This window comes from Marinobacterium alkalitolerans (assembly GCF_017776525.1).
Lineage (GTDB): Bacteria > Pseudomonadota > Gammaproteobacteria > Pseudomonadales > Balneatricaceae > Marinobacterium > Marinobacterium alkalitolerans.
The window spans coordinates 61,802-87,442 of record NZ_JACVEW010000009.1 but is presented as its reverse complement, the minus strand read 5'-3'; the positions used below and the strand labels follow the sequence as shown (position 1 = coordinate 87,442).

26 protein-coding genes and 1 tRNA gene are annotated in these 25,641 nt (G+C 56.3%); 19 read left to right on the top strand and 8 right to left on the bottom strand.

Translation table 11 applies throughout. From position 1 onward, the window contains the following. The first annotated feature begins 7 nt into the window (after nucleotides 1-7). A complete protein-coding gene (locus tag H9C73_RS07525; protein WP_209287200.1) occupies nucleotides 8-2,488 on the top strand; it encodes a heavy metal translocating P-type ATPase in 2,481 nt (826 codons plus the stop codon). A gap of 49 nt (nucleotides 2,489-2,537) precedes the next feature. After that, nucleotides 2,538-2,996, top strand: a complete 459-nt coding sequence (cueR, locus tag H9C73_RS07520) for a Cu(I)-responsive transcriptional regulator (RefSeq protein WP_209287199.1) — start codon at nucleotides 2,538-2,540, stop codon at nucleotides 2,994-2,996. 92 nt (nucleotides 2,997-3,088) lie between these two features. Here cueR and H9C73_RS07515 read toward each other — a convergent pair whose 3' ends face one another. Then, nucleotides 3,089-3,292 carry a heavy-metal-associated domain-containing protein gene (locus H9C73_RS07515; RefSeq protein ID WP_209287198.1) on the bottom strand — a complete coding sequence of 68 codons (204 nt, stop codon included), beginning with the start codon at nucleotides 3,290-3,292 and terminating at the stop codon, nucleotides 3,089-3,091. A 692-nt stretch (nucleotides 3,293-3,984) separates the two neighbouring features. On the opposite strand from H9C73_RS07515, the gene H9C73_RS07510 reads away from it, so the two are divergent. The 7 genes from H9C73_RS07510 (at nucleotide 3,985) to H9C73_RS07480 (ending at nucleotide 12,793) form a co-directional block, all read left to right on the top strand. Next, nucleotides 3,985-5,307 (top strand): TolC family protein, encoded by a 1,323-nt coding sequence (locus H9C73_RS07510; protein WP_209287197.1) that lies wholly within the window; start codon nucleotides 3,985-3,987, stop codon nucleotides 5,305-5,307. Between the two features lie 2 nt (nucleotides 5,308-5,309). Further along, on the top strand, nucleotides 5,310-6,821 hold the full coding sequence (locus H9C73_RS07505; protein ID WP_236014143.1) for an efflux RND transporter periplasmic adaptor subunit: 1,512 nt from the start codon (nucleotides 5,310-5,312) through the stop codon (nucleotides 6,819-6,821). Between the two features lie 9 nt (nucleotides 6,822-6,830). Continuing rightward, nucleotides 6,831-10,013: an efflux RND transporter permease subunit gene (locus tag H9C73_RS07500; RefSeq protein ID WP_209287195.1), complete on the top strand. Its 3,183-nt coding sequence runs from the start codon at nucleotides 6,831-6,833 to the stop codon at nucleotides 10,011-10,013. A 32-nt stretch (nucleotides 10,014-10,045) separates the two neighbouring features. Continuing rightward, nucleotides 10,046-10,393, top strand: a complete 348-nt coding sequence (locus H9C73_RS07495; RefSeq protein WP_209287194.1) for a copper resistance CopC family protein — start codon at nucleotides 10,046-10,048, stop codon at nucleotides 10,391-10,393. A gap of 92 nt (nucleotides 10,394-10,485) precedes the next feature. Beyond that, nucleotides 10,486-10,734: an SHOCT domain-containing protein gene (locus H9C73_RS07490; protein WP_209287193.1), complete on the top strand. Its 249-nt coding sequence runs from the start codon at nucleotides 10,486-10,488 to the stop codon at nucleotides 10,732-10,734. Between the two features lie 184 nt (nucleotides 10,735-10,918). Beyond that, a complete protein-coding gene (locus H9C73_RS07485; protein ID WP_209287192.1) occupies nucleotides 10,919-11,197 on the top strand; it encodes a CopK family periplasmic copper-binding protein in 279 nt (92 codons plus the stop codon). A 207-nt stretch (nucleotides 11,198-11,404) separates the two neighbouring features. After that, entirely contained in the window at nucleotides 11,405-12,793 is a 1,389-nt protein-coding gene (locus H9C73_RS07480; RefSeq protein ID WP_209287191.1) for a multicopper oxidase family protein, read from the top strand. 68 nt (nucleotides 12,794-12,861) lie between these two features. Here H9C73_RS07480 and H9C73_RS07475 read toward each other — a convergent pair whose 3' ends face one another. The 3 genes from H9C73_RS07475 to H9C73_RS07465 form a co-directional block, all read right to left on the bottom strand. Then, nucleotides 12,862-13,539, bottom strand: coding sequence for a heavy metal response regulator transcription factor (locus H9C73_RS07475; RefSeq protein ID WP_209287190.1), 678 nt, complete (start codon nucleotides 13,537-13,539; stop codon nucleotides 12,862-12,864). 73 nt (nucleotides 13,540-13,612) lie between these two features. Next, nucleotides 13,613-14,983 carry a heavy metal sensor histidine kinase gene (locus H9C73_RS07470; RefSeq protein ID WP_209287189.1) on the bottom strand — a complete coding sequence of 457 codons (1,371 nt, stop codon included), beginning with the start codon at nucleotides 14,981-14,983 and terminating at the stop codon, nucleotides 13,613-13,615. Beyond that, nucleotides 14,983-15,666: a heavy metal response regulator transcription factor gene (locus tag H9C73_RS07465; RefSeq protein WP_209287188.1), complete on the bottom strand. Its 684-nt coding sequence runs from the start codon at nucleotides 15,664-15,666 to the stop codon at nucleotides 14,983-14,985. The genes H9C73_RS07470 and H9C73_RS07465 overlap by 1 nt, the downstream gene beginning before the upstream one ends. Before the next feature lie 153 nt (nucleotides 15,667-15,819). On the opposite strand from H9C73_RS07465, the gene H9C73_RS07460 reads away from it, so the two are divergent. The 5 genes from H9C73_RS07460 (at nucleotide 15,820) to H9C73_RS16350 (ending at nucleotide 20,060) form a co-directional block, all read left to right on the top strand. Further along, entirely contained in the window at nucleotides 15,820-18,072 is a 2,253-nt protein-coding gene (locus H9C73_RS07460) for a heavy metal translocating P-type ATPase (RefSeq protein ID WP_209287187.1), read from the top strand. 16 nt (nucleotides 18,073-18,088) lie between these two features. Next, the gene (locus H9C73_RS07455) at nucleotides 18,089-18,451 is read left to right on the top strand and encodes a cupredoxin domain-containing protein (protein WP_209287186.1); all 363 of its coding nucleotides are present in this window, start codon (nucleotides 18,089-18,091) and stop codon (nucleotides 18,449-18,451) included. 11 nt (nucleotides 18,452-18,462) lie between these two features. Then, entirely contained in the window at nucleotides 18,463-18,678 is a 216-nt protein-coding gene (locus tag H9C73_RS07450; RefSeq protein WP_209287185.1) for a DUF2933 domain-containing protein, read from the top strand. Nucleotides 18,679-18,720: 42 nt separating this feature from the next. Continuing rightward, nucleotides 18,721-19,071, top strand: a complete 351-nt coding sequence (locus H9C73_RS07445) for a cation transporter (protein WP_209287184.1) — start codon at nucleotides 18,721-18,723, stop codon at nucleotides 19,069-19,071. Between the two features lie 119 nt (nucleotides 19,072-19,190). Then, nucleotides 19,191-20,060: a copper resistance D family protein gene (locus tag H9C73_RS16350; RefSeq protein WP_209287183.1), complete on the top strand. Its 870-nt coding sequence runs from the start codon at nucleotides 19,191-19,193 to the stop codon at nucleotides 20,058-20,060. A gap of 164 nt (nucleotides 20,061-20,224) precedes the next feature. Here H9C73_RS16350 and H9C73_RS07435 read toward each other — a convergent pair. The 4 genes from H9C73_RS07435 to flgA form a co-directional block, all read right to left on the bottom strand. Then, nucleotides 20,225-20,301 (bottom strand) — tRNA-Arg (locus H9C73_RS07435). Between the two features lie 35 nt (nucleotides 20,302-20,336). Then, the gene (locus tag H9C73_RS07430; protein WP_209287182.1) at nucleotides 20,337-20,837 is read right to left on the bottom strand and encodes a flagella synthesis protein FlgN; all 501 of its coding nucleotides are present in this window, start codon (nucleotides 20,835-20,837) and stop codon (nucleotides 20,337-20,339) included. A 4-nt stretch (nucleotides 20,838-20,841) separates the two neighbouring features. Further along, on the bottom strand, nucleotides 20,842-21,165 hold the full coding sequence (flgM, locus tag H9C73_RS07425; protein WP_209287181.1) for a flagellar biosynthesis anti-sigma factor FlgM: 324 nt from the start codon (nucleotides 21,163-21,165) through the stop codon (nucleotides 20,842-20,844). Between the two features lie 161 nt (nucleotides 21,166-21,326). Beyond that, entirely contained in the window at nucleotides 21,327-22,070 is a 744-nt protein-coding gene (flgA, locus tag H9C73_RS07420) for a flagellar basal body P-ring formation chaperone FlgA (protein ID WP_236014150.1), read from the bottom strand. Nucleotides 22,071-22,098: 28 nt separating this feature from the next. Between flgA and H9C73_RS07415 the strand changes: the two genes are divergently transcribed. From H9C73_RS07415 to H9C73_RS07395, 5 genes are all read left to right on the top strand, one after another. Continuing rightward, nucleotides 22,099-23,040: a chemotaxis protein CheV gene (locus H9C73_RS07415; RefSeq protein ID WP_209287179.1), complete on the top strand. Its 942-nt coding sequence runs from the start codon at nucleotides 22,099-22,101 to the stop codon at nucleotides 23,038-23,040. A 12-nt stretch (nucleotides 23,041-23,052) separates the two neighbouring features. Next, on the top strand, nucleotides 23,053-23,892 hold the full coding sequence (locus H9C73_RS07410) for a CheR family methyltransferase (protein ID WP_328797950.1): 840 nt from the start codon (nucleotides 23,053-23,055) through the stop codon (nucleotides 23,890-23,892). Nucleotides 23,893-24,085: 193 nt separating this feature from the next. Then, nucleotides 24,086-24,484 (top strand): flagellar basal body rod protein FlgB, encoded by a 399-nt coding sequence (gene flgB / locus H9C73_RS07405; protein WP_209287178.1) that lies wholly within the window; start codon nucleotides 24,086-24,088, stop codon nucleotides 24,482-24,484. Nucleotides 24,485-24,486: 2 nt separating this feature from the next. Beyond that, a complete protein-coding gene (gene flgC / locus H9C73_RS07400; protein WP_209287177.1) occupies nucleotides 24,487-24,921 on the top strand; it encodes a flagellar basal body rod protein FlgC in 435 nt (144 codons plus the stop codon). A gap of 21 nt (nucleotides 24,922-24,942) precedes the next feature. Continuing rightward, the gene (locus H9C73_RS07395; protein WP_209287176.1) at nucleotides 24,943-25,626 is read left to right on the top strand and encodes a flagellar hook capping FlgD N-terminal domain-containing protein; all 684 of its coding nucleotides are present in this window, start codon (nucleotides 24,943-24,945) and stop codon (nucleotides 25,624-25,626) included. Nucleotides 25,627-25,641: the final 15 nt, after the last annotated feature.

Genomic DNA, 25,641 nt, shown 5'->3' with positions numbered 1-25,641 from the left:
GCAGCTGATGGATACTCAGACACAACAGGACCGCACGTCGATAAGCCTGCCGATAGAGGGCATGAGCTGTGCGTCATGTGTAGGACGCGTGGAAGCCGCGTTGAAAAAGGTCGAGCATGTGGAAGAGGTGGCCGTCAATCTGGCGACCGAGCGTGCCGATATCCGTGGCGACGCTCAGCTCGATCCGCAGCAGCTGGTCGAAGCGGTGGAAAAAACCGGCTATACCGTTCCTGCCACCACAACCGAACTGTCGGTCGAAGGCATGAGCTGTGCCTCCTGCGTGGGGCGGGTTGAACGTGCCCTGCAGGGACTGCCGGGCGTCGAGGAAGCCAACGTCAATCTGGCCACGGAGCGTGCCAGTATCCGAAGCAATCTGCCGGTTGAGACGCTGATTGCAGCGGTCGCGGAAGCCGGCTACAGCGCCAGTGAAGTGGACCGCAGCGGCGCTGATGCGGACGAGAGTGCGGATAAAAAAGACGCTGAGCTGGCCGGGCTCAAACGGGACCTGACCATTGCCGCGGTGCTGTCTCTGCCCGTGTTTCTGGTGGAAATGGGGTCTCACTTCATTCCCGGTATCCATCATCTGGTGACCAACACCATTGGCCTGCAGGTGAGCTGGTATATCCAGTTTGTACTGGCAACGCTGGTGCTGTTCGGGCCGGGCCTGCGCTTCTTCACCAAAGGGGTGCCGGTCCTGCTCAGAGGAGCCCCGGACATGAACTCGCTGGTCGTTCTGGGTACCTCGGCTGCGTGGGGGTATTCGGTCATCGCGACCTTTTTCTCCGGGTTGTTGCCTGAGGGGACAGCCAATGTCTACTTTGAGGCGGCGGCTGTCATCGTAACCCTGATTCTGTTGGGACGCTTCTTTGAAGCGCGGGCAAAAGGACGCACCTCTCAGGCGATCAAACGCCTGATCGGCTTGCAGGCGAAGACCGCGCGGGTGATCCGTGACGGGAAAGCCGTGGAGATTGCCATTGGTGACGTCCAGCCCGGCGATACGCTCGAAGTGCGTCCCGGTGAGCGCATCCCGGTAGACGGCGAAGTGGTCGATGGCGATAGCTATGTAGATGAGTCGATGATTACCGGGGAGCCGGTACCGGTTGCGAAAGCGTCTGGCAGTACGGTAGTGGGTGGTACCGTGAACCAGAAAGGCTCGCTGACATTTCAGGCGACAGCGGTCGGTGGCAAGACCGTGCTGTCGCAGATCATCCGCATGGTCGAAGAAGCGCAGGGCTCAAAATTGCCCATTCAGGGAATGGTCGACAAGGTGACGCTGTGGTTTGTGCCGGCCGTGATGACCGCAGCGCTGCTCACCTTTCTGGTCTGGTTCTTCGCGGGGCCGGAGCCTGCACTTAGTCTGGCACTGGTGAATGCCGTTGCCGTACTGATTATCGCCTGCCCCTGTGCCATGGGGTTGGCAACCCCGACCTCCATTATGGTGGGCACCGGACGTGGTGCCGAAATGGGGGTACTGTTCCGCAAGGGAGAAGCGCTCCAGTTGCTCAAGGATGCCAGGGTAGTGGCGCTCGACAAGACCGGCACGCTCACGGAAGGCAAGCCCGCGCTCACGGATCTGGAAGTGGCTGAAGGGTTTGAGCGCGAGGCTGTACTGGCGAAGATTGCGGCTGTGGAATCTCGCTCGGAACACCCCATCGGCCGCGCCATTACCGAGGCCGCTGAAAGCGAAGGGCTGTCTTTGCCCAACGTCGGCAGCTTTGAGTCCGTGACCGGTTTCGGGGTCAAGGCACAGGCTGACGGCGTGTCAGTCGATATTGGCGCTGATCGTTACATGGAAAAGCTCGGGCTGGATGTGGCCCCGTTTTCCAGCGTGGCAGAGCGGCTGGGTGATGAGGGCAAATCGCCGCTGTATGCAGCGATTGACGGTAAGCTGGCTGCCATTGTGGCTGTCGCCGACCCGATCAAGGAGTCCACACCCGAGGCAATCAGGGCACTGCACGACCTGGGGCTGAAAGTGGCGATGATCACCGGTGACAACCGCCGCACGGCCGAAGCGATCGCCCGACAGCTTGGAATCGACAATGTGGTGTCTGAAGTGCTGCCGGAAGGCAAGGTCGAGGCGGTGAACAAGCTGAAAGCCGAGCATGGCAAGCTGGCCTTTGTGGGTGATGGCATCAACGATGCGCCGGCACTGGCGGCAGCAGATGTGGGCATGGCAATTGGCACCGGTACGGATGTTGCCATCGAAGCGGCAGACGTGGTGTTGATGTCCGGTAGCCTGGGAGGCATTCCGAACGCGATCGCGCTGTCCAGGGAGACCATTCGCAATATCAAGCAGAACCTGTTCTGGGCATTTGCCTACAATACCGCATTGATTCCGCTGGCCGCAGGCGTGCTCTATCCGGCCTTTGGGCTGCTGTTGTCACCCATCTTTGCGGCTGCGGCGATGGCGCTCTCCTCGGTGTTCGTACTGACCAACGCACTCAGGTTGCGCCGCTTCAAGGCTCCACATGAGGTGACATCCGTTTAGTGATGCTTGACGCGGTGCCGCTAAACGGCGGCAGCCGCCAGGAGGACGTATGAATATTGGCAAAGCGGCGGCGGCATCAGGCATCTCGGCCAAAATGATTCGCTATTATGAGTCCATCGGTCTGATCCCGGAAGTCTCACGCACGGCCGCCGGTTACCGGGAATACACGGACAAGGATGTGCACCGTCTGCGCTTTATCTGGCGTGCGCGAGACCTGGGTTTTTCCGTGGATCAGATGTCCGAGTTGCTGGCGCTATGGCAGGATCGCGGCCGAGCAAGTGCCGATGTCAAACGGATTGCGCTGGCGCATGTGGCGGAGCTGGAGCGCAAGGCCCGGGAGCTGATGGAGATGAGCGAAACGCTGTCTCATCTGGCCAGCAACTGCCAGGGGGATTCACGGCCGGACTGTCCGATCATCAACCAACTCTCCAAGCCGTGCGGGTGTGAAGAGGCCGTTCAGTCAGAAGGCGATAAAGCCGACAGTAACCAGGCGGATAGACAAGAGTAATGGGCAGGGAGCTGCCAGCGGTATGAGATAACAACCAATGGCGCGAAGGCTGCCCGGACAGGTTGCCCGATGCAGCCTTGAACATGTGATGCTCAGGCGTTTACCGTCTGGTTTTCGTAGCCCGCTTCCCGAATCACATCGCTGATGGCTGCTGCATCAGTGTTACTGTTCACACTGACCTCGCCTGTTGCCACATCAGCTGATACTTCGGCCTGAGGGTCCAGCCCCTTTACGGCCTTCTCGATGGCAGACACGCAGTGCCCGCAGGACATACCGGTAACCTTGAAATGGTGCATGGTGATACTCCTGTGTTGGATCCTTGTTACGCGTTACAGGATAGGCCTTCCAATGATGGTAAGGTCAAGTGAGGTACCAGGCAACCTTCAGTTACCGGATAGCTTTCGGCTGGATTACATTTCTGTAAGGTTGGCAAAATGTGTAGAGCCGCGTGAAGCAAAACTGTACATTAGCTCGACGACTGAAGGAGAGAGCTTTTAACAGATGCGGCACTCACTACTATTATCGATTTTGGTGATGGCCATTTTGGCATCCGGGCAACCGTTTAAAGCGGTTGCAAATGCGGCTTTCTCCTCCGGTCACAAGAGCGGTAGCGCACAGATGGGTTATAGCGAGCAAGGTTCCGCCTTTCACCATGTCAGTGACAGTAGTGACTGTCAGTCACTTGCGCTAACGGGATACAGCGATAGCTGCAATGGTCAATCTGAATGCCAACTTGAGCATTGTAATGCGAATCAGGCTCTTGAAAGCGGCCCGACCACGATTGATAAAACTGTTGCTTCGCTTTGGCCCATGCAAACCTTCCTTCTTCGCCATGTATTTATAGCACCTCCAGGTCCGCCACCCAGGCACGCCTAGCATTTACTTCCCGTTATTTCATGGCCCTTCAGGGCCTTCCGATAATACATGTTCATAAACCTCGACATGGTCCTTGATCATGTCCGGGGGTTATCACGGATGCGTAATGCACATGAAACCGAACTCATCCAAGCGATGGCCCAAGGTGCTGGCCACTGTTGGCCTTTTGATGGCTCCCCTGGCTCAGGCGAAAACGTTGATGCTTGAAGAGGCCATCACTTTGGCACAGACGTCTGATGTGTGGATCGAAAACAGTCGTTATAACGAGGCCGCACAGTATGCACTAGGGGATGCGGCGGGGCGTCTACCTGACCCGAAATTCAATCTGGCGTTGGCGAATATGCCGACCGATACCTTCGACTTCGGTCAGGAAGGGATGACCCAGCTGGTGATGGGGGTCTCCCAGATGATACCGCGGGGCAACACCCTGTCATTAAAAGAGGCACGTTTCGCGCAACAAGCGGAATTGCAGCCTCTCATGCGGGCAGAACGAAGAGCTCGGGTACGGCTGCAGGTCAGCCAGCTCTGGCTTGATGCCTGGCAGGCGCAGCAGAGCCTGGCGCTGATCAACGATAACCGGGTGCTGTTTGAACAGTTGGTTGATGTGGCGACCTCGAGTTATGTCTCGGCAATGGGCCGCACTCGTCAACAGGATCTGGTACGAGCGCAGCTGGAATTGACCCAATTGGACGATCGGCTCGCTCGGCTGCAGCTGCAGCGTGACAGCAATCTCTCCCGTCTGTCCGAGTGGCTGACAGCTGGAGATGTTGCCCGGCAACGTTTGATGCAGCCGGATTTATTGCAGCTGTCTGCTGACCTTCCAGCGCAAACTCCGCCTGTGGGCCCAGGAGAGGGGGATGATGAGCGTGCCCGGGTATTTATCCATCATCCTTCGGTGTTGTTGATTGACCGCCAAATAGACCTGGCCCGGACTGATGTAGAGCTGGTCGAGCAGAAATACGAGCCAGAGTGGGGTATTAGCGCCAGTTACGGCTACCGCAGCGAAGACCCTATGGGGCGTGATCGGGCCGATTTGGTAACAGTTGGTATCAGCCTTGATATGCCCCTGTTTTCAACCCGCCGTCAGGACAGCGAAGTCGCTGCAGCCGGCTCCCGTGTGGAAGCGGTGAAAACCGAGCGTTTGCTGCAACTGAGAAAGATGCTGGCTGGTTACGACACGGCGCGAGCTGCCTACGAACGGGTCAGTCAACGGCTGTCCTTGTATGAAACACGGCTGATACCGCAGAGCCACGAAGCTGCCGAGGCGGCGCTTAATGCCTATACCAGTGACGATGGCAATTTCGCCGAGGTGGTCCGGGCTCGTATCGCTGAGTTGAATGCCGAACTCGCAGTGATTGAACTCAAAGCCGAACAGCAGAGGCAGGTTGCGCAGATCAATTACCTGTTGACCCGTGCTGAAACCGGAGAGAAATGAGTATGAATGAAGTATTTAAAAAAGCATCGGTGTTGCTGGTCGGAGCGGTGATCGGTGGCGGTGCCATTTATCTGATTCAGCCTGGTATGTCTTCCGGCCCTGACACAGCGGCCAGCGATGAGCCGACACCGCTCTACTGGGTGGCTCCGATGGACCCGAACTACCGGCGCGATCAGCCGGGCAAATCGCCCATGGGGATGGATCTGATTCCGGTTTATGAAGAGGGCAGCAGCACTGGACCGGATGCGGGCCCGGGGACGATCAGTATTTCACCAGAGGTGGTTAACAACCTGGGTGTGCGTACCGCACAGGCCCAGCTCAAACCTTTGAACTTTGCGGTCAGTACGGTCGGTTACGTGCAGTACAACCAGGACGAGATCGTGCATATCCATCCCCGCGTGGAGGGCTGGATCGAACGTCTGCATGTTCAGGCAGCTGGTGAGAAGGTGACGCGCGGGCAGCCGCTCTACGAACTCTACTCGCCGGCATTGGTGAACGCTCAGGAGGAACTGTTGTTCGGGCTCAATCGAGGGGACGCCCGGTTGACCGCGGCCGCTGAGGCTCGACTGCGCTCGTTGAATGTCTCAGGCGGGACCATCGAGCGGCTCAAACGTGAGCGTAAGCCGATGCAAACGGTCACCTTTTATGCGCCTGCAAACGGGGTAGTAGATGACTTTGCCGTGCGTGAAGGTTTTTTCATCAAGCCAGGAATGACACTGATGTCGATCGGTGCGCTGGATGAGGTATGGGTGGAGGCCGAGGTGTTTGAGCGTCAGGCCAGCATGATAGAGGAAGGGCTGCCGGTAACGATGCGGCTGGATTACCTGCCGGGACGGGAATGGGAAGGTCGAGTCGATTATGTCTATCCGACTCTGGATGAGCAAACCCGCACGCTGCGCGTACGTATGCGCTTTCCCAACCAGGATCATGCCCTGAAGCCGAACATGTTTGCCGAAGTGAGCATACACAATGAAAGCAATGAGGCGGTGCTGGCGATTCCCCGCGAGGCAGTGATTCGAGGGGGGCAGAGTGATCGCGTAGTACTGGCACTGGGCGAGGGGCGGTTCAAGTCGGTGGCGGTTACCACCGGCAGAGCTGACAGCGCCCATATGGAAATACTGGAAGGGCTTAAGGCTGGCGAAGCGGTTGTCACCTCGGCCCAGTTCCTGCTCGACTCCGAGTCCAGCAAGACCTCTGATTTCAAGCGGATGCACATGGACGATGCGTCCAGTGAGTCGGCACAGAGCCCTGAAGCTGCACAACCGGCAGAGAAGCCGGCCAGCGTCTGGGCCAAGGCAACCGTCAATACAGTCATGCCCGATGAACTGAAGCTCAACGTTAACCATGCCGCTATTCCGGAATGGGGTTGGCCGCAGATGCAGATGGATTTCACCGTGTATGAATGGGTCGATCTGGAGCAGCTTGAGCCAGGGCGTGAGGTGCAGATTGAAATTCTGCGTCTTGACGAAGGTGGTTACCGGATCAATGACGTTTATCCGACCGCTGAGCAGTAAGGAGCCGACATGATCGAATCGATAATCCGTTGGTCAGTTGGCAACCGCTTCTTTGTGTTGTTGGCAACCCTGTTACTGCTGGGCTGGGGGCTGTTTTCTCTAAAGAGCACGCCGGTTGATGCTATCCCTGACCTGTCCGACGTCCAGGTGATCATCAAGACCAGTTATCCGGGCCAGGCACCGCAGGTAGTTGAAGATCAGGTCACCTACCCGCTGACCACGGCGATGCTGTCGGTACCGGGGGCGGTTACCGTGCGTGGCTACTCTTTTTTCGGTGACTCCTACGTCTATGTGATCTTTGATGAAAGCACCGATATCTACTGGGCCCGCAGCCGGGTGCTGGAGTACCTGTCGCAGGTGGCCCCGTCGCTGCCGGAAAACGCACGTCCGCAACTGGGGCCGGATGCCACCGGTGTGGGCTGGGTCTACCTCTATGCGTTGCAGGACAAAACCGGCCAGCACGATATCAGTGAGCTGCGCTCGCTGCAGGACTGGTTCCTGAAGTATGAGTTGCAAACTGTGCCCGGTGTGTCGGAGGTAGCGGCTATTGGCGGCATGGTCAAGCAGTACCAGGTGCGGGTCAACCCGGACAAGCTGCGTGCGCTGGATATGCCGCTGTCGCATGTACAGAACGCGATTCGCCGTGGCAACCAGGAAGTGGGTGCTTCGGTGGTGGAGATGGCCGAGGCTGAGTACATGGTGCGTGCCACCGGTTATATCAAGGGCGTGGCGGATCTGGAAAACATCCCCCTGGGGGTGAACAAGAACGGCACACCGCTGCTGCTCAAGGATGTGGCCGAGATCGGTACCGGGCCGCAGATGAGACGCGGCATCGCCGAGCTCAACGGCGAGGGCGAAGTGGTCGGCGGTGTCGTGGTGATGCGGTTCGGTGAAAACGCGCAGAAGACCATCGACGGCGTCAAGGCCAAGTTGGAAACGCTCAAGGCGGGCTTACCTGAAGGCGTCGAAGTGGTCACTGTCTATGACCGCTCCGGCCTGATCGGTCGCGCGGTGGAAAACCTTTGGCACAAGCTTCTGGAGGAGTTCATTGTCGTCGCCCTGGTGTGCATGCTGTTCCTGTTTCATATCCGCTCATCGCTGGTGGCGATCATCAGTCTGCCGGTGGGGATTCTGACAGCGTTTGGCATCATGCACCTGCAGGGGATCAATGCCAACATCATGTCATTGGGCGGCATTGCAATTGCCATCGGGGCGATGATCGATGGTGCCATCGTCATGATCGAGAACATGCACAAGCATATGGAGCGCACGCCGTTGACGCCGCAGAACCGCTGGAAGGTGGTGGCGGATTCGGCCAGTGAGGTGGGGCCGGCACTGTTCTTCAGTCTGCTGATCATCACTGTCAGCTTTGTGCCGGTGTTTACGCTGGAGTCCCAGGAGGGGCGGATGTTCGCGCCGCTGGCGTTTACCAAAACCTACGCCATGGCGGCCGCTGCGGCGCTGGCGATCACGCTGGTACCGGTACTGATGGGGTATTTCATCCGGGGCAAGGTGCTGCCGGAACATAAAAACCCGATCAACCGCCTGCTGACAGCAGTCTACATGCCGACCCTGAAAGGGGTGTTGCGCTTTCCGAAGACGGTTCTGCTTGGTGCGCTAGTGGTAATGGCCGTTGGGCTGTGGCCACTGGACAAAATTGGCAGCGAGTTTATCCCAACGCTGGATGAAGGCGACCTGATGTACATGCCGACTACCTACCCTGGAATATCGGTGGGGCAGGCGCGGCAAGTGCTGCAGCAGACTGACAAGCTGATACGTTCGCTGCCGGAGGTGGAAACCGTGTTCGGCAAGGTGGGGCGTGCTGACACCGCTACCGACCCGGCACCGCTGACGATGATCGAAACCTTTATCCAGCTCAAGCCGCGTGAAGAGTGGCGCGAGGGGGTGACCACCGAAAGCCTTAAGCAGGAACTTGATGCTCTGGTGAAGCTGCCGGGCGTGACCAATGCCTGGGTCATGCCGATCAAGACGCGGATCGACATGCTTGCCACCGGTATCAAGACCCCGGTAGGTATCAAAATCGCAGGTCCTGAGCTGTCTGAAATTCAGAAAATTGGCCAGCAGCTTGAAACCATCCTCCAAGATGTACCCGGCACGGCGTCGGTCTACTCTGAGCGGGTCGCTGGCGGGCGGTATATCAAGGTGGATATTCAGCGTGCAAGTGCTGCCCGTTACGGGCTGAATATTGCTGATATTCAGCAGATCGTGGCCAGTGCCATTGGCGGCATGAACGTATCACAGACCATTGAGGGCCTTGAGCGTTATCCGATCAACGTGCGCTATCCACAGGAGTACCGTGATTCGCCAGAGCAACTGGCCCTTTTGCCGATCGTGACACCGGCGGGGCAGCGTATCGCACTGGGTGATGTAGCAGAGGTCTACGTTGAGGAAGGACCGCCAGGGATCAAAAGTGAGAATGCCCGCCTCAATGGCTGGACCTTCGTTGATATTGATGGTGTTGACTTGGGTTCCTATGTGGAAAATGCCCAGCAGATCGTAGCTGATCAGCTTGATCTGCCTGCTGGCTATTCGATCGCCTGGTCCGGCCAATATGAGTATATGCAGCGGGCCAAGGAGAAGCTGACCTACGTGATCCCGTTGACGCTGGCGATCATTGTCGTACTGCTCTATATCAATTTCCGTAACCTGACCGAGGTAGCGATCATCATGGGCACGTTGCCGCTGGCAATGGTGGGCAGCGTCTGGTTGATGTACCTGCAGGGCTTCAACTTCTCCATCGCCGTGGGTGTAGGTTTTATTGCCTTGGCCGGTGTGGCAGTGGAAATCGGCGTCATCATGCTGGTTTACCTGAACCAGGCCTGGCGTGAGATGCTCGGTCGTTGCGCGTCACACAAGGTGCTGCCGCGGGAGGAAACTCTGCGCCATGCTGTGCTGCATGGGGCGGGGCTGCGTGTACGCCCGGTGATGATGACAGCAGCTGCAATCATTATCGGGCTGCTGCCTATCCTCTATGGCACTGGGACCGGCTCGGAGGTGATGAGCCGTATTGCTGCACCAATGGTAGGCGGTATGGTCAGCGCCGTGATCCTGACGTTGCTGGTACTGCCGGCCGTCTATTTCCTGTGGCGGAGACAGTCGCTCAAGCACCTGACCCTGGATAGCCTGGACACCGATTATTCGACTCATCAGCCCCAGAGCGCTGAAGATTGAATAACTAAAAAACGAAACTGAGGAAGCAAACCATGAATAAATTGAAAACTCTGATAGCCGCTGGTCTGATTGCGGTGTCTGTTCCGGCGCTGGCACACACCGATATGATGAGCTCCCAGCCGATGGATGGGGCAATGGTGATGGAGCCCGTAAAAAAGCTGGAGCTTAACTTCGGTATGGATGTACGCCTGGTCAAGCTGCGTTTGATCGACTCAAGCGACAAGCCGGTGAGTATTGGCTTTAAGCCAATCGTGGAACCCACAAGGTCCTTCAGCGTGCCTTTGCCGACATTGACACCGGACAACTACCGTGTCCAGTGGACCGCAATGGGAGACGACGGACATAAGATGACAGGGTCATTTCAGTTCATGCAGCATTGATCCGACAGCGTACTTGATAGAAAACGGCCGACGTTTAACGTTGGCCGTTTTTGTCTAGGCTAATGACAGTATCTCAATGACAGGAGGTAACGATGATGTGGGGTGACTGGGCTGGACATGGCTGGGGTTGGGTGCTGTTTGGTGGCATCCATATGCTGTTTTTCTGGCTGCTGGTGATTCTGGCCATTGCAGCACTTGTTAAATGGCTCTCGGGGAGTGACAGCAGGGGTGCAGATCCTGCACGCGATGCGCTGGAGGTGCTCAATGAGCGTTATGCACGTGGTGAGATAGATCGGGATACCTACCGTGAAATGAAGGATGAGCTTTTGAACAAGCGGTAGCCAGATTGCTCTGGTTGCAAGATACATGAAATGGATCGTGCGCAGCTGAAAGACTAGCCACTTGCGAACATGCAGAAGGCTGGTGATGTTTAAACCTGTCAGACCTGTAATGCTTGTGTCAGTTATAGGTAAGGGCCCACTTGTTAGCATGAAATCTCAAACAGTTTGAGAAGGAGATTTTGAAATGTTCAAGAAAACAGTTCTGGTGGCAGGCCTTACTCTGATCAGTGTTTCCGCATTTGCCAACCAGCAGTCAGTGGAGACCGTTGCGTTGGAGAGCGGAGCAACTCTCTATGTCTTTGCTGATGGCAAGATGGGAATGGTGGACCGTTATGGTCGCGCTGCGTCCATGGAGTCGGGGGCATCAATGAAAACAGCGGATGGTGATCGTATCGAAATGCAAGGTAATGAGGTGGCGCGTGTAGGGCAGATTCTGTTCCTCAAAAACGGTCCGCACTACTGAGCCCCTTTCAATCCCGGACAACAGCCCTCCGCTTATGCGAAGGGCTTTTCTCGTTCCAGGCCACCTTTTTTCATACCCTGAACGGATCGGCAGGCGTGAAAGGGATGTTGCCTGCCAGTAATACGCCTCCCGAAGTGTGAAGGGGCTGCGATACGTTAATATTGAAATAAACATCTTTCTAACGGTTGGAACCAAGGATACTCTGGAATGAAGTTGAGCCGCCGTAACTTTCTGACACTGTCAGCCGCGAGTCTGCTGGCTGGCCCGCCACTTTTGCGACATGCCTTAGCTGATGAAACAAAAACAATTAAGCTGGTGCTCGGGAAGGAGCAGCGGCAATGGTTTGGCCCTTCGGGAGAGCCGGTGAAACTCTGGGGGTTTGATCGGGATGTGCTGCGCCTGCGTCAAGGTGAGCCGGTGGAGATCGAGGTGGAAAATCGTTTACCGCAGCCATCCAGCGTGCACTGGCATGGCTTGCGGGTAGAGAATGCGATGGATGGTGTCACCGGGCTTACGCAGGTACCAATCGAGCCCGGTGAGCGTTTCCTCTATCGATTTACCCCTCAGGATGCGGGAACCTTCTGGGCGCACTCACATCATCGCACCTATGAGCAGCTCGCCCGAGGGCTCTACCTGCCGCTGATCGTCGAGGAGCGGACAGCCTACCCGGTGGACCAGGATATGGTGTTGGCGCTTGATGACTGGCGGCTCGGTAACAACGGGCAGCTTCATACCGAATCCTTCGGCGATATGCATGAATGGGCCCACGGCGGTCGAACCGGCAATCTGTTGACCACCAACCGGCAGCTTAAGCCGGCGTTTGAGGTCCGTGCCGGTGAACGAATGCGATTGCGCCTTCTTAATACGGCTAACGCACGAATTATGCTGGTGAAGTTACCCTCGATACCGACCTGGATTATTGCCAAGGATGGGCAGCCCCTGGCTGAGCCTCAGCCCTTGTCAGAACCGCTGGTGCTGGCCCCGGCTGAACGCTACGACCTGGTAGTCGACATTCCGGCACAGAACGCAGACCGCTATACAATTCGGGATGTGGGGCTGGACGAGCCGGTGGAGCTGGCATCGCTGCAGGTGACCGGTAAGGCGGAGAAGCGCTGGTTTTCGCCCCCCAAGGCACTGGCGGCCAACCCACTGCCGGAGCCGGGCAGTGGTGAGCCGGATCACCGGCTGCAACTGGATATGACCGGCGGGGCTATGGGCAACTTGCGGCAGGCCGTTTATCAGGGTGAAACCCTGGGGGTTAAGGAGTTGATCCAAAAGCATCAGATCTGGGCCTTCAACGGTGTAGCCAACATGCCGGAGCAGCCGATGCTGGATGTTAAGCGCGGCGATCTGGTTGAGATTGAAATCCTCAACAACACCCGCTGGCCCCATGGTATGCACCTGCATGGCCACCACTTTAAAGCCGATTTGGCGCGCTATCCGAAGGGGATCTGGCACGATACCCTGGCGATGGCCGGTGGCGAGCGCTCCACGATCCGATTCCGGGCCGACAATCCGGGGAGCTGGTTGCTGCACTGCCATATGATTGAACATCAGGCGGCTGGAATGGTGACCTGGATCCGGGTGGCGACATGAATAATGTCGCGGCCTGATTTCCGGGTTGGTTTTTTAAATCCGCGTAGGTGGCGTGGGTTGGTTCCGGTTCAGTCACGCTCCTCTAGCACATAGCCCATGCCGCGAACGGTATGGATCAGTTTGCGAGGATAGGGATCGTCGATTTTGGCCCGGAGACGTCGCATGGCAACTTCGATGACATTCGTGTCACTGTCGAAATTCATATCCCAGACCTGAGAGGCGATCAAGGAGCGTGGCAGCACCTCTCCTTCACGGCGTATCATCAGTTCCAGCAGGGAGAACTCCTTGGCGGTCAAGTTGATCCTTTCACCCATTCGTACAGCCCGTCGTTTTACCAGGTCCAGCTCCAGATCGGAAACCTGTAACAGGGTTGGCTCCTGACTGCTTCGACCACGTCTGAGCAGGCTGCGAATGCGGGCCAGCAATTCGGAGAAGGCGAAAGGCTTGATAAGGTAATCGTCGGCACCCAACTCCAGGCCCCGTACCCGGTCGTCAACCTCATCGCGGGCGGTCAAAAACAGCACCGGTACTTCATAACCCTGTTTACGGAGCGTCTGTAGAAGCTGCCAACCGTCGAGTTCGGGCAGCATGACGTCCAGTATGATCAGGTCATATGGCTGGTTTATGGCCAGATTCAAGCCGTCCAGTCCGGTGCGTGCCAAGTCGGTGTTGAAACCGGCTTCGCCCAGTCCTTGCTTGAGATAATCCCCGGTTTTTACTTCATCCTCGACGATCAGTAATTTCACGGCCCGGCCTCTGTCGTTGGTTCTCGCCGTTGTGTTAACACGTTGGTAAATACGGAGCAAGTTACCGTGCATGTCAGTGAGGGAATGAGAGCGTGAAGCAGGTACGGTTGTTTGCTGATTTAACCGTAACTTTCCCCCCATGAGCATGTACTATGGCGCGGGTAATCGACAGGCCCAGGCCGGTTCCTTCGGATTCGTTATGGCCACGGGCCTGGTCGCACCGGTAAAAACGATCAAACAGGTAGGGCAAGTCTTGAGCCGGGATGGTATTGCCATCGTTGCAGATGGTTAGCGTCAGTGCATCGATTCCTCTCTCAATATAAAGGTCAACCAGTCCGCCCTCTGGAGTATGCCGGAGCGCGTTAGAGAGCAGGTTGCTGATTGCCCGGTCAATCATAAGACGATCGCCGGACAGCTCACCACTCCCCTGCAGCTGCATGTGAACCTGTTTTTCGTCCGCGAGCGCTTCGTAAAATTCGAGCAGCTTGGCGACTTCAACTTCAAGTGGAAAGCGTTGGCGCGAAGGCAGTTGCAGTCCATGTTCGGCTTTTGCGAGAAACAGCATGTCAGAGATCATTCTGGACAGTTTCTCGAGTTCCTCGACGTTGGAGGCGAGTATGTCCTGGTATTCTTCGGCTGAGCGTGCTCGCGATAGTGAGACCTGGGTTTGGGTCATCAAGTTGCTGATAGGTGTGCGCAACTCATGTGCAATATCAGAGGAAAAATGGGTTAATCGTGTAAAGGATTCTTCAAGTCGGTCAAACATCCGGTTGAGCTCCTGCGCCAGGGAAGCCAGCTCCACAGGGATGGTATCCACTGGCAGGCGTTGGTCCAGGCGCGTGGCAGTAACCGACTTGGCCTTCGCGCGCATAAGCCGCAATGGTGCTAGCCCTTGACGAGCAACCAGCCAACCCAGCAGTGCACTGAACAGGGTGGCGGTCAGCATCAGACCACTGAGCTCTTTGGCGAACTGCTGCATGAACACGCGGTGACGTGTTGTCTCGATGGCTGCCGACAGAATCAGATGGCGGGAGCTGTCCCTCCCTTCCAGGGCCATGGCGGCGCCGCGGTATCGGATATCACCCTCGTTCCAGGCAGCACGTTGTATCTGACCCGGTTTGTTAAGCAACTGAGTTTTGTCGAACGGAAAGGCGATGGGACCGGAAGCAAAGAGCTGCCCCCCGCTGGAGGTATCTATCTTGATAATAATGCTGTCATGGTCCACCACCGTATTTTTCATCACTTCATGGATCGACGGTGGGCTTTCGCCCGTTTTCAGACTGTTAAGCAGGTTTGCCGTTGTGCGTATCTTGTCATCGAGCTCGGCAAAATCCTGTGCTACAAAATGCTCCTCCATCGAGTGCTTGATCAAGAATCCAAGTGATGCAAAAACGGCAACTGAGACCAATGCAAACAGCAGCGTGAGTCGGGTGGTCAATGACACTATGGGCATTCAGCTTCATCCATCAGATATCCCATTCCACGAATGGTGTGGATCAGTTTTATTTGGAAAGGGTCGTCCACTTTACTGCGCAAACGGCGAATTGCTACCTCGATGATATTGGTATCACTGTCGAAGTTCATGTCCCACACTTGGGAGGCTATCAACGAACGCGAGAGCACCTCGCCCCGACGTCGCATGAGGAACTCCAGCAAAGTATATTCCTTGGCAGTCAAACTGATGCGCTGGCTGCCTCGGGTGACACGCCGGCGCAGCAGGTCGATCTCCAGGTCGGCCAGGCTCAGCGAGGTCGGTTCCGCACCCTGCATGCCGCGTCTGAGTTGGGTTCGGATTCGTGCCAATAGCTCTGAAAATGCGAAAGGCTTGACCAGATAATCATCCGCCCCCATCTCCAGGCCGCGTACCCGGTCGTCGACCTGATCTCGGGCAGTCAGAAAAATCACTGTAGTATGGCGGTTTTCCTCGCGCAGTTTTTCCAATACTTGCCAGCCACTGAGCTCCGGCAGCATGACATCGAGCAGAATCAGGTCATAGCTTTCGGTCATGGCCAGGTGGAGGCCATCGTAGCCGGTCATTGCCAGATCGGTGATGTAGCCGGATTCAGTCAATCCCTTGCGTAGATAGACGCCTGTTTTTTCTTCGTCTTCGACTATTAGTATCCGCATTGTTACAGCCCTCCTGCGATCTCTAGTTTGCCAGCAAATCGGTGGGGCGGGCTTTCCTTACGAAAATGTAATGGGTGGGTAAGGTTCGTGTTGGTGTCGTTGCGCCATACTGGTTGGTAGAAAAGGGTTTTTCCGTCAGCGGAGACAAAGGCCATGAACAAACAAGAGAGCCGTATTGCTAGCCGTGAGTTACTGATCGAGGGTGCCGGCTGTGCCAGTTGCGTTGGCAAGATTGAAACGGCGTTGCAGCAGGTTCCGGGTGTGGAGCGAGCGTCAATGAACTTCGCTCAGCGCACGGTGAATGTCAGCGGCGAGGTCTCGGATCAGGCATTGGTGGAAGCTGTCGAGGCTGCTGGTTACGGCGCCAGAGTCACCAGTAGTAAGGACAACGGTGATTTGCTCAGTGAAAAAGAGAAAGCGGACGAAGCGTATTACAAGCGCCTGATGCGAGAGATGATGGTCGCGCTCGGACTTGGTGTGCCACTGATGCTATACAGCCTGGTGGTCGGTGAGATGACGGTAACGACGACTTTCGAGCGTGTGGCCTGGCTTGTGGTCGGACTGCTGACGCTGGGGGTGATGTTGTTTGCCGGTCGTCATTTTTACATCGGCGCCTGGAAGTCGTTCATCAACCACAGTGCAAACATGGATACGCTGATCGCACTCGGGACCGGTACCGCATGGCTCTACTCGATGGTGGTTGTGTTGGCGCCCGAGGCGGTGCCGCTGATGGCGCGCCATGTCTACTTTGAAGCGACGGCGATGATTATCGGTCTGATCAACCTGGGGTTGGCGCTCGAGATCCGGGCCCGTGGCCGCACTTCAGAGGCGATCAAACGGTTAATCGGTCTGCAGGCGAAAACGGCCCGGGTCGAACGTGATGATCAGGAAGTGGATATTCCGATCGAGGAGGTACTTGAGGGCGATCGGGTACGGGTGCGGCCTGGCGAGAAGATCCCTGTGGACGGGGTTGTCGTCGAGGGGCATTCCACCGTTGATGAATCGATGCTGACTGGTGAGCCAATGCCGGTGGAAAAGGCTGAAGGGGATACTTTGGTCGGTGGCACTATCAACAAGTCTGGCTCGGTGCTGTTCCGTGCCACGCGAGTGGGCAAGGACACGGCACTGGCGCGGATTATTTCGATGGTCAAGCAGGCGCAGAACTCCAAGCCGCCGATCGGTCGTCTGGCGGATGTGATCTCGGCGTACTTCGTGCCGGCGATCATGATCATCGCCGTGATCAGTGCACTGGCATGGCTCAACTTTGGTCCCGAACCAGCTATCGCCTTTGCGATCGTGTCGGCCACAACCGTACTGATCATCGCCTGCCCCTGCGCGCTGGGGCTGGCGACACCGATGTCAGTGATGGTTGGTGTTGGTAAGGCAGCAGAAGCTGGTGTCTTGATCCGCAATGGCGAGGCACTGCAGAGCGCCTCGAAGATCACGGCGATGATTCTCGACAAGACCGGCACCATTACCGAGGGCGCGCCCCAGGTGACCGATATCCTGGTCGTCGGTGAACGCAGTGAATCTGATGTTCTCGCGCTGGCCGCCTCGCTGGAGCAGGGGTCGGAACACCCGCTGGCGGTGTCGATCGTCGAATCGGCGAAAAAACAGGGGCTCGAGCTCGGCAAGGCGGAAGGCTTCAACGCGATCGCCGGGCACGGTGTCGAGGGAAATGTTGATGGCCAGGCACTACTGTTCGGTAACGAGAAGCTGATGCGCGATCGCGATGTGACGATTGACGCTCAGATCGGTCAGGCACAGGCGATGGCCGCGAAGGCACAGACGCCCATGTACCTGGCCGTGAATGGCCGGTTGGTTGCGCTGATTGCAGTGTCCGATCCAATCAAGCAGGACTCTGTGGCGGCCATCAAGCGGTTACAGAAAGACGGCATTCGCGTCGTGATGCTCACCGGGGATAACCGCGATACGGCGAAGGCCGTGGCCGAGCAGGTTGGTATCAAAGAGTTTTTCGCGGAGGTGCTGCCGGAGCAGAAATCGGACAAGGTCGCCGAACTTCAGCAGCAGGGTGAAACCGTGGGCATGACCGGCGACGGCATCAACGATGCGCCGGCACTTGCGTTAGCTAATGTCGGGTTTGCCATCGGTACCGGCACCGACGTGGCGATCGAAAGCGCGGATGTGACGTTGATGCGCGGTTCGCTGCACGGCCTGGCCGATGCGATCGCCATCAGTCGGGCGACGCTCAGAAACATCCGTCAGAACCTGTTTGGCGCCTTTATTTATAACGCTGCAGGCGTACCGGTGGCTGCTGGCTTGCTGTATCCGTTCTTCGGCATGCTGCTGAGCCCGGTGATCGCTGGCGCCGCGATGGCGTTCTCGTCGCTGACGGTGGTGACTAACGCCAACCGTCTGCGCCTGTTTAAACCGCAGGAACACTGATCGGGAGGAGTTCGTCATGATCATTATCAATCTGCTGGGGCTGCTCCTGATTGGCCTGATAGTCTGGTGGTTCTGGCTCTACAAGGGGCCGACAGCCAACCTCGAGTCCGGTGAAATCACCATCAACGTGGACGATGGCGTTTACCAGCCGTCTCATATCCGCGTGCCGGCGGGACAGAGTACAAGGCTCAATTTTGTCCGCAGGGATCCTTCGCCCTGTGCCAGTGTGGTGGTGTTCGAAGACTTTGACGTCAGCGAGGAGCTTCCACTGGGCAAATCCAAGACACTGGAGCTTGAGCCCATGAAGCCGGGCCGCTACCCCTTTACCTGCCAGATGCAGATGTATCGGGGTGAACTGATTGTCGAAGAAAAGAGTTGAAGGAGTGCATCATGAAAACCCGTTTTTTGTCGTTTTGTTGCACACCTAAGGGGGTGCTCACGTTGGGTATCCTGGTGATGGGCGTTTTTTTCGCGCTGCGCAATTACAGTGATCAACTGGCCGGCTGGCTACCCTATATGATCTTTCTGCTTTGCCCGCTGATGCACCTGTTTATGCACCGTTCCCATGGGCGTCATGGCGGTGATAGCGGCAAGGGCTCATCGTAGAAGCGTGTTCCATTTAATCGGTTAAGTAGACAGGAGAAGATTATGAGCGACCTGGATCACAAGCCCGGTGTCAAAGAGAACAACCTGGTAAACCGTAACCTGAAGGTGGTAACCGGTAACGCCGATATGGCGAGTCTGGCGAATGAAATCGACCAGCTCTATGGAGTCGATAGCGTATCTTGGGAGCCTGACAAGTCCGTGTTACGTTTTGCGTATGATGCGACCCACTGTAATCTTGATATTGTCGAAGCACTGGTACGTGAGAAGGGCGCTGCCTTCGCTGACGGTTGGTGGAACCGGGTCAAACGTAACTACTACCGGTTTGTTGACGAGAATATGCGTGATAACGCCAGCCATGAACCGCACTGTTGTAATAAGGTGCCACGTAAGTAAGTGTCTTTCGATATTTAAGTCATGTGCACAAGCATGTTGCTTTGGCTTAGTGAACGCATCTTGGTGGGCATGGTAATACCCGGTGCCTACCGAGCGTTTTAGCAAGTGAGGAGAGTGTAGTGACCGAGTGGGAGTGGCTGACCGTTGTAACCCGGTGGTGGCTGTATATCGGAATGTCTGCGGCCATCGGTGGTATGGCGTCCTACTGGTTGGCGGGCGGTCTGCCTGAAATCCATCGTACCCTGCGTCGCTACGCCCTGCTTGGCGTTGTTATCGGTCTGACCGGTGCTGGGATCCATTTTCTGGTTCGGGTTGGTGCATTTGCTGAGCAGGGGCTGGCGGGCATGTTCGACCCGGTCATACTGCAGATTCTCTGGCAGTCTCCGGTGGGCGATGCGCTGTGGGAGCGGGTGCTGGGCTTTGGACTCATATTCGTTGCTCTTTTGCCTGCGCCGGTGCCAGGTCGGCATATTCTGGAGATAGCGCTCTCATTGCTGGGTAGCCTGTTGATTGGCCTTTCGTTCAGTAGCGCGGGCCACGCCGTCACACTGGAAAGCTGGGCGGCGGCACTGTTGGTCGGCCATGTCATAGTGGCCGCCTGGTGGATGGGGTCACTGGTACCGTTGTGGCTGGCCATGCGGCGCCTAACGACGGCTCAGTCGCGTACATTGATGGTCCGCTTTGGTGAGATTGCCGTCGTTGCAGTTCTAATACTGCTGGCAGCCGGTGGTCTGTTGGTTTATCAGTTAACTGGTTGGCAGAATCTGCTCGGTACGGATTATGGCCTCTGGCTGCTTGTTAAACTGGCACTGGTTTGTGTGATCCTGGGCCTGGCGGCCTATCATAAGCTGAGGTTGGTACCCTCTTTGGCCAGCGAAAATTGCCGGGGGCATGAACTTAAGCGTTCGCTGTTCATGGAAAAAGTTGTGGGTGGTTCCATCCTGGCTATCACCACAGTGCTGACCACACTGGTTGGGCCGGTTCACTAAACCTCTTTCACGCCTATGACTCTCGGCGCAACGCCAGAGCCTGCTTCACTCGCTGTACTGACTCTGAGCTCTCATGGGCGCTTTCAACATGGTGGGCCGCTGGGTATTTGTGCGAATTTCGAGCTGTCTGAGAGAACGTGTGTCACGTAAGTCTTTGAAAGAAATGGCGCCCCAGGCAGGACTCTAACCTGCGACCTGCCCCTTAGGAGGGGGCTGCTCTATACAACTGAGCTACTGAGGCACGGCCGGAATTCTAACGCTAAGGGAATGTTTTTTCTAGGCTTTGCCCAGACTGCGCTGGCCTTCGTAACGCCCTTCACCCCCTTGGGGGTTATAAACGGTATTGCTGCGCGCATGGCCCTGAAGAATGGCCAGCAGCTGATCGGTGTTCTGCTTGCTGCGCAGAATCACCTGTTCGTTGCGCAGGTTCAGTTGCTTCACGTGATCCAGTTGGGATTCGAGAGACTGCCAGGCGCGCGTCAGCAGCTTGTTTGCCGGGCCGGGGAGGCGAGCAAAAAATGCCAGTACGGAATCGGTGTCCGGGGCGACGGAAAACTGCTGAAGTTGTTCATTGAGAGCACGAGTGACACCATCAAGCTCAAGCAGTATTTTCTGCTTGAGCTCGTTGTTTTCGGTCAGAGCGTCGATGTCACGTGTCTTGAGCGCATCCAGTTCCTTGTCCAACAGCGGGACCAGTTGCTCCAGCAGCTGGCGGCTCTTGTCGATCAAGCTGCCAAGCTGGGCACTGTATTCAGGCGTGGGTGCGTCAACAGACATGGTGTCAGTTACTCATGAGATCGTCGAGCTGCAGCATGCGGTCAGCGATACGCTCGTTGTTGATCTGGTACGAGCCGTCTTCAATAGCTGCCTTGATGCGAGCAACACGATCACTGTCGACACCGCTGCTGTTGTCAGAGCTGTCAACGGAGCGCTGCAAAGCCTGCGCCGTATCACTGATCTTCACAGTGTCGGGCCGCTCGGCGCGATCGGCAGAAGCCGCAGGCTGCCCTGCAGCCCCGGAGGGCGCATTGTTCTGCTGGTCGCTGACTTTGCCGCGGTTGCCAGCCGACTGGGTCGGGGACAGTCCGGGAAAATCGATAGCCATTTTATAAATCCTCGCAATCAGTTCTGTGCAAGGGTATCGGTCGCCCTGTAGAAAACTTTAATCTTTTTTGTGTTCGATCAAACAAGTGTTTGCCTTGAAAGACAACACACACGTAATAAGGGTCAAGTGTAGCGGAATCTCCTGGCTCACGCGAACCTGTCTCAGGGAACCTGAACCTTGCCGGGCGCGATAACCCGGGCGCGAATTTCCATGCCTGAGCGTGAGTTAATCACCGTGATGGTCTCGCCAGCCTTGCCATCCTCCTGTGCAACTCCGTCGGTTCGGATGCTGACACTGCCGCGGCGTGCCTCAATGACAACGGGATCGCCACGTTTGACTGCCTTGGCCACAGCCAGCATGCGAGGGGTGATTGCGGTTTCCGCGCTGATGTTGATTCTGGCAACGCGCCCGACCACGTCATGCTGGCGCTGGTAATAGTCACCTGAAAGGGTGGTAATCTCGCGCTCCCTCAGGTCGAGGTGGCGGGCGGAGACTCGGGAGCCTTTGACGATCGGCGTTGTGGCGACCACAATCGTTTTATACTGTTGTACCTGCCCGGTAACAAACAGGCTCCACCGGGGCTGTGGGCAGCTGACCTTGGCGGTGATACGCTGTCCGCTCTGAAAGGGCAGTTTGACACGTAAAGGGGTGCTGCAAGGGGAAAGTTTCAACCGGGAATCAACCGGGTTGAGCCGTATCTCCAGTCTGCTGTCTGGTACTTTGGTAAGAAAGTGTTGTTTAATGGCTTCAGACACCTGTGCGTCGATCTGTTCTGAGATAGTATTCGCACACGCAGTTGAGGCCGAGAGTAAACAGCTGACTATGGCCAAAGTAGCGGTAACTGGTGTTAAATTGAATATATTCACGTGGGTGTCCTGGCTTTGCGAAGCCGGGCATAAACTCATCGTCAACGACCTCGGGGTTGAATAGATCATGTCAGGGATCCTGGATACTGTAAACCTGCGCACGCAGATGGTGGGGCAGAACCGTCTGGAGCTGCTGCTCTTCGGTCTGGAAACCAGTCAGAGATACGGCATTAATGTATTTAAAGTGCGTGAAGTGCTGCAATGCCCGGAGCTGACAGAAGTCCCTCGCCAAACATCGGCGATTAAAGGCATGGCCCACATTCGTGGTGAAACCATCCCGGTTCTTGACCTGTCTGAGGCTATCGGTCGTCAGCCCATTCCTCCCGAGGATTTGACCAAAACCTTTTTGATTGTTGCTGAGTATAACCGCCGCACGCTGGCGTTCATGGTGCGCAAGGTAGACCGTATTCTGAATACCCAGTGGGATCAGATCATGGCCCCGCCCAAGGAGATCGGAAACGAAAACTACCTGACGGCCGTGTTCGAATATGAAGGCAAGCTGGTTGAAATTCTCGACGTGGAACAGATACTGGCGGACCTGTACCCCATGTCGACAGATGTCAGCGAAGATGTGGCAACCAATGATGTCAGACAGCGTGCGCGTGAACACCATGTGCTGATCGTGGACGACTCGGCTGTTGCACGTAACCAGATGCAGCGCAGCCTGGAAGATCTGGGCGTGAAGGTCTCAGCTGCCAATAATGGCCGTCAGGCACTGCAGATGCTACAGGAATTGCTGGATCGCAATGTTGATGTGGAAAAACTGTTCCTAATGGTCATTTCCGACATCGAGATGCCGGAAATGGATGGCTACACGCTGACTTCCATGATTCGTGAAGACGCACGCATGTCCGGGTTACATATTGTATTGCATACCTCCCTGAGCGGTGGTTTCAACGTATCCATGGTGAAGAAGGTCGGAGCAGATGGCTTCCTGGCCAAGTTCAACCCGAATGATCTGGCAGGTGTCGTTGTAAATCGTATTCGTCAGGTCGAATCAGCACAGTAAGGAATATGCCCTGTGAGCAGCGGCTTCAGTATTACGCCGACAGAGTTCAAGGAGTTCAGCACTTTTCTTGAGAAAAGCTGCGGAATTCTGTTGGCTGAGCACAAGCAGTACCTGGTGCAAAGCCGCCTCAGCAAGATCATGCAGCAGCAGGGGTGTTCCAGCCTCACTGATCTGGTCGGTCGCCTCAATCGCCCCGGAGGCAATACGCTCAAGGAGCAGGTCATCGATGCGATGACCACCAACGAGACCCTCTGGTTTCGTGATATTCACCCCTACGAAATATTGCGCAACAAGCTTTTGCCTGAGCTGAAAGAGGCCAAGCGCTTCCAGAAGCTGCGTGTCTGGTCGGCAGCGTGTTCGACCGGTCAGGAGCCCTACTCAATCAGTATGGTGATTGATGAGTTCAAGCACGCGCATCCGGGCGCCTTTTCCTCCGGTGAAGAGATTCTGGCAACGGATATCTCCTCGACCGTGCTGGAGCAGGCGCGACGTGGCGAATATGAAATGCTGGCGCTGGGGCGCGGCCTGTCTCAGGACCGGCTGCACAAGTATTTCCAGTCTTCACCTCAGGGCAGCTGGACCATCAAGCCCAATATCAAGAGTCGGGTCCGGTTCCAAAGCCTTAATCTGCTGGGCAACTACAGTACATTGGGCCAGTTTGACCTGATCTTTTGCCGCAATGTTCTGATCTACTTCTCGTCCGACGTGAAGCTTGAGATCCTGCGCAAGATGCACAAGCAGTTGCGCCCGGGCGGCTATCTGCTGCTGGGGGCTTCCGAGTCCCTGTCCGGCCTGCAGGATCTGTACAAAATGATCCACTGCCGGCCCGGGATTATCTACCAGGCCATTTAAATTGCCGGGCGGCAAATACAGCAGTGTGTTTGCCGCTTGCCGGTAGTGCCTTGCCGCTTTTTCCCCTTCTGTTCGTCATACCCGGACCTTCCACTTCCCTCAAAGCCGCCAGTAGAGCCAGTTGACCTTTGTTGGCATGGCAATTGCTAATTATTGCTTGAAACGAAAACGGCAATCTTGCAGTGGGGTTTGCATGGCGATCAATTTTGATTCAGCTCTGGGTATACATGATGACGCGCTGGCACTGCGTGCGCGGCGTGCTGAAGTATTGGCCAACAACATTGCCAATGCGGATACCCCCAACTACAAGGCGCGGGATATTGATTTTGCATCGGTGCTTGCCGGCGTCAGTGACACGTTCGAGCTGCCCATGGAGCAGACATCGTCCGGTCACCAGGATGCGTTTCTGTCACCCGATACGGCGGCAGATCTGATGTTCCGCACGCCGACCCAGCCTTCTGTCGACGGTAATACTGTCGAGCTGCAGGAAGAAATGTCGCGTTATACCGATAACGCCATTCGTTACCAGGCTTCTTTCCAGTTCCTGAACAGCAAGTTCACAGGACTGACCAGCGCGATCAAGGGTGAATAACGATGTCACTGAGTAATGTGTTCGATATTGCCGGTTCTGCCATGACGGCGCAGACCGTGCGCCTGAATACCACTGCCAGCAACATGGCCAATGCCGAGAGCGTCAGTTCCAGCGAGGCGGAAACCTATCGTGCTCGCAAACCGGTTTTCGCCCTCAAGGCCATTGAGCCTGAGCAGATGCCGGAAGACTACCAGTCTCTGGTGCCGGGGCAGGGCGTACAGGTAGATGACATTGTCGAAAGTGAAGCGCCGCTGCGCATGGCTTACGAGCCCAATCACCCGATGGCCGACGATAACGGCTATGTGTATTACCCCAACGTAAACGTGGTAGAGGAGATGGCGGACATGATATCGGCGTCCCGCTCCTTTCAGATCAACGCCGATATCATGAATACGGCCAAACAGATGCTTCAGCGTACGCTGACGCTGGGGCAGTAAGGTCGGTAAGAGGATAGCGCCATGAGTAATGTAAACGGCGTCGGCAGCAATAACGTTTTCGAGCAGATCAATCAGCAGAACCGTGAACAGTCTACCCAGACGGATGGCATGTCAGAAGACCGCCAGATGTTCATGAAACTGCTGATTGCTCAGTTGCAGAACCAGGATCCGACCAGCCCGGCGGATACCTCGGACTTCATGCAACAGATGTCGACCATGAGTAACGTTGAAAGCATTCAGAACCTGGCGACCACCATGGAGACCATGAGCAACACGCTGGTGAGCAGTCAGGCGGCTCTGCAGGCATCTTCCATGGTCGGCCAGCGGGCGTATGTGAACACCAATATTGCTCAGCTGACACAGCAAGGCGGCGCAGTTGACGGTGTTGTGTCAACGGACGTCAGCGCAAGTGATATCCGTGTCTCCATCTATGATGGTGCGGGTAACAAGGTCGACCAGGTCAGCATGGGCGCCATGCCGCCGGGAGATCACAACTTTGTGTGGCAGGCGAACGAGAACCTGCCGGCCGGCAACTATCGCATAGTGGCGGAAGCGGCTTCTGGCGCCGATGGCGGCTATGAAGAGGTGGCCACTTACATGGGCTTTAACATTAACAGCGTGACGCTTGGACAGAATGGTATTGGCATGAAGGTGAATACCAATATCGGTTCCATCGACATGAGTGACGTCAAGCAGCTGGGTTAAGTGAGGTAAACAGAC

What these genes read in the sequence shown, in the direction of transcription:
- H9C73_RS07525 (WP_209287200.1), top strand. Translation starts at nt 8, where the DNA reads ATGGATACTCAGACACAACAGGACCGCACGTCGATAAGCCTGCCGATA.
- cueR (WP_209287199.1), top strand. Translation starts at nt 2,538, where the DNA reads ATGAATATTGGCAAAGCGGCGGCGGCATCAGGCATCTCGGCCAAAATG.
- H9C73_RS07515 (WP_209287198.1), bottom strand. Translation starts at nt 3,292, where the DNA reads ATGCACCATTTCAAGGTTACCGGTATGTCCTGCGGGCACTGCGTGTCT.
- H9C73_RS07510 (WP_209287197.1), top strand. Translation starts at nt 3,985, where the DNA reads ATGAAACCGAACTCATCCAAGCGATGGCCCAAGGTGCTGGCCACTGTT.
- H9C73_RS07505 (WP_236014143.1), top strand. Translation starts at nt 5,310, where the DNA reads ATGAATGAAGTATTTAAAAAAGCATCGGTGTTGCTGGTCGGAGCGGTG.
- H9C73_RS07500 (WP_209287195.1), top strand. Translation starts at nt 6,831, where the DNA reads ATGATCGAATCGATAATCCGTTGGTCAGTTGGCAACCGCTTCTTTGTG.
- H9C73_RS07495 (WP_209287194.1), top strand. Translation starts at nt 10,046, where the DNA reads ATGAATAAATTGAAAACTCTGATAGCCGCTGGTCTGATTGCGGTGTCT.
- H9C73_RS07490 (WP_209287193.1), top strand. Translation starts at nt 10,486, where the DNA reads ATGATGTGGGGTGACTGGGCTGGACATGGCTGGGGTTGGGTGCTGTTT.
- H9C73_RS07485 (WP_209287192.1), top strand. Translation starts at nt 10,919, where the DNA reads ATGTTCAAGAAAACAGTTCTGGTGGCAGGCCTTACTCTGATCAGTGTT.
- H9C73_RS07480 (WP_209287191.1), top strand. Translation starts at nt 11,405, where the DNA reads ATGAAGTTGAGCCGCCGTAACTTTCTGACACTGTCAGCCGCGAGTCTG.
- H9C73_RS07465 (WP_209287188.1), bottom strand. Translation starts at nt 15,666, where the DNA reads ATGCGGATACTAATAGTCGAAGACGAAGAAAAAACAGGCGTCTATCTA.
- H9C73_RS07460 (WP_209287187.1), top strand. Translation starts at nt 15,820, where the DNA reads ATGAACAAACAAGAGAGCCGTATTGCTAGCCGTGAGTTACTGATCGAG.
- H9C73_RS07455 (WP_209287186.1), top strand. Translation starts at nt 18,089, where the DNA reads ATGATCATTATCAATCTGCTGGGGCTGCTCCTGATTGGCCTGATAGTC.
- H9C73_RS07450 (WP_209287185.1), top strand. Translation starts at nt 18,463, where the DNA reads ATGAAAACCCGTTTTTTGTCGTTTTGTTGCACACCTAAGGGGGTGCTC.
- H9C73_RS07445 (WP_209287184.1), top strand. Translation starts at nt 18,721, where the DNA reads ATGAGCGACCTGGATCACAAGCCCGGTGTCAAAGAGAACAACCTGGTA.
- H9C73_RS07430 (WP_209287182.1), bottom strand. Translation starts at nt 20,837, where the DNA reads ATGTCTGTTGACGCACCCACGCCTGAATACAGTGCCCAGCTTGGCAGC.
- flgM (WP_209287181.1), bottom strand. Translation starts at nt 21,165, where the DNA reads ATGGCTATCGATTTTCCCGGACTGTCCCCGACCCAGTCGGCTGGCAAC.
- flgA (WP_236014150.1), bottom strand. Translation starts at nt 22,070, where the DNA reads ATGAGTTTATGCCCGGCTTCGCAAAGCCAGGACACCCACGTGAATATA.
- H9C73_RS07415 (WP_209287179.1), top strand. Translation starts at nt 22,099, where the DNA reads ATGTCAGGGATCCTGGATACTGTAAACCTGCGCACGCAGATGGTGGGG.
- flgB (WP_209287178.1), top strand. Translation starts at nt 24,086, where the DNA reads ATGGCGATCAATTTTGATTCAGCTCTGGGTATACATGATGACGCGCTG.
- flgC (WP_209287177.1), top strand. Translation starts at nt 24,487, where the DNA reads ATGTCACTGAGTAATGTGTTCGATATTGCCGGTTCTGCCATGACGGCG.
- H9C73_RS07395 (WP_209287176.1), top strand. Translation starts at nt 24,943, where the DNA reads ATGAGTAATGTAAACGGCGTCGGCAGCAATAACGTTTTCGAGCAGATC.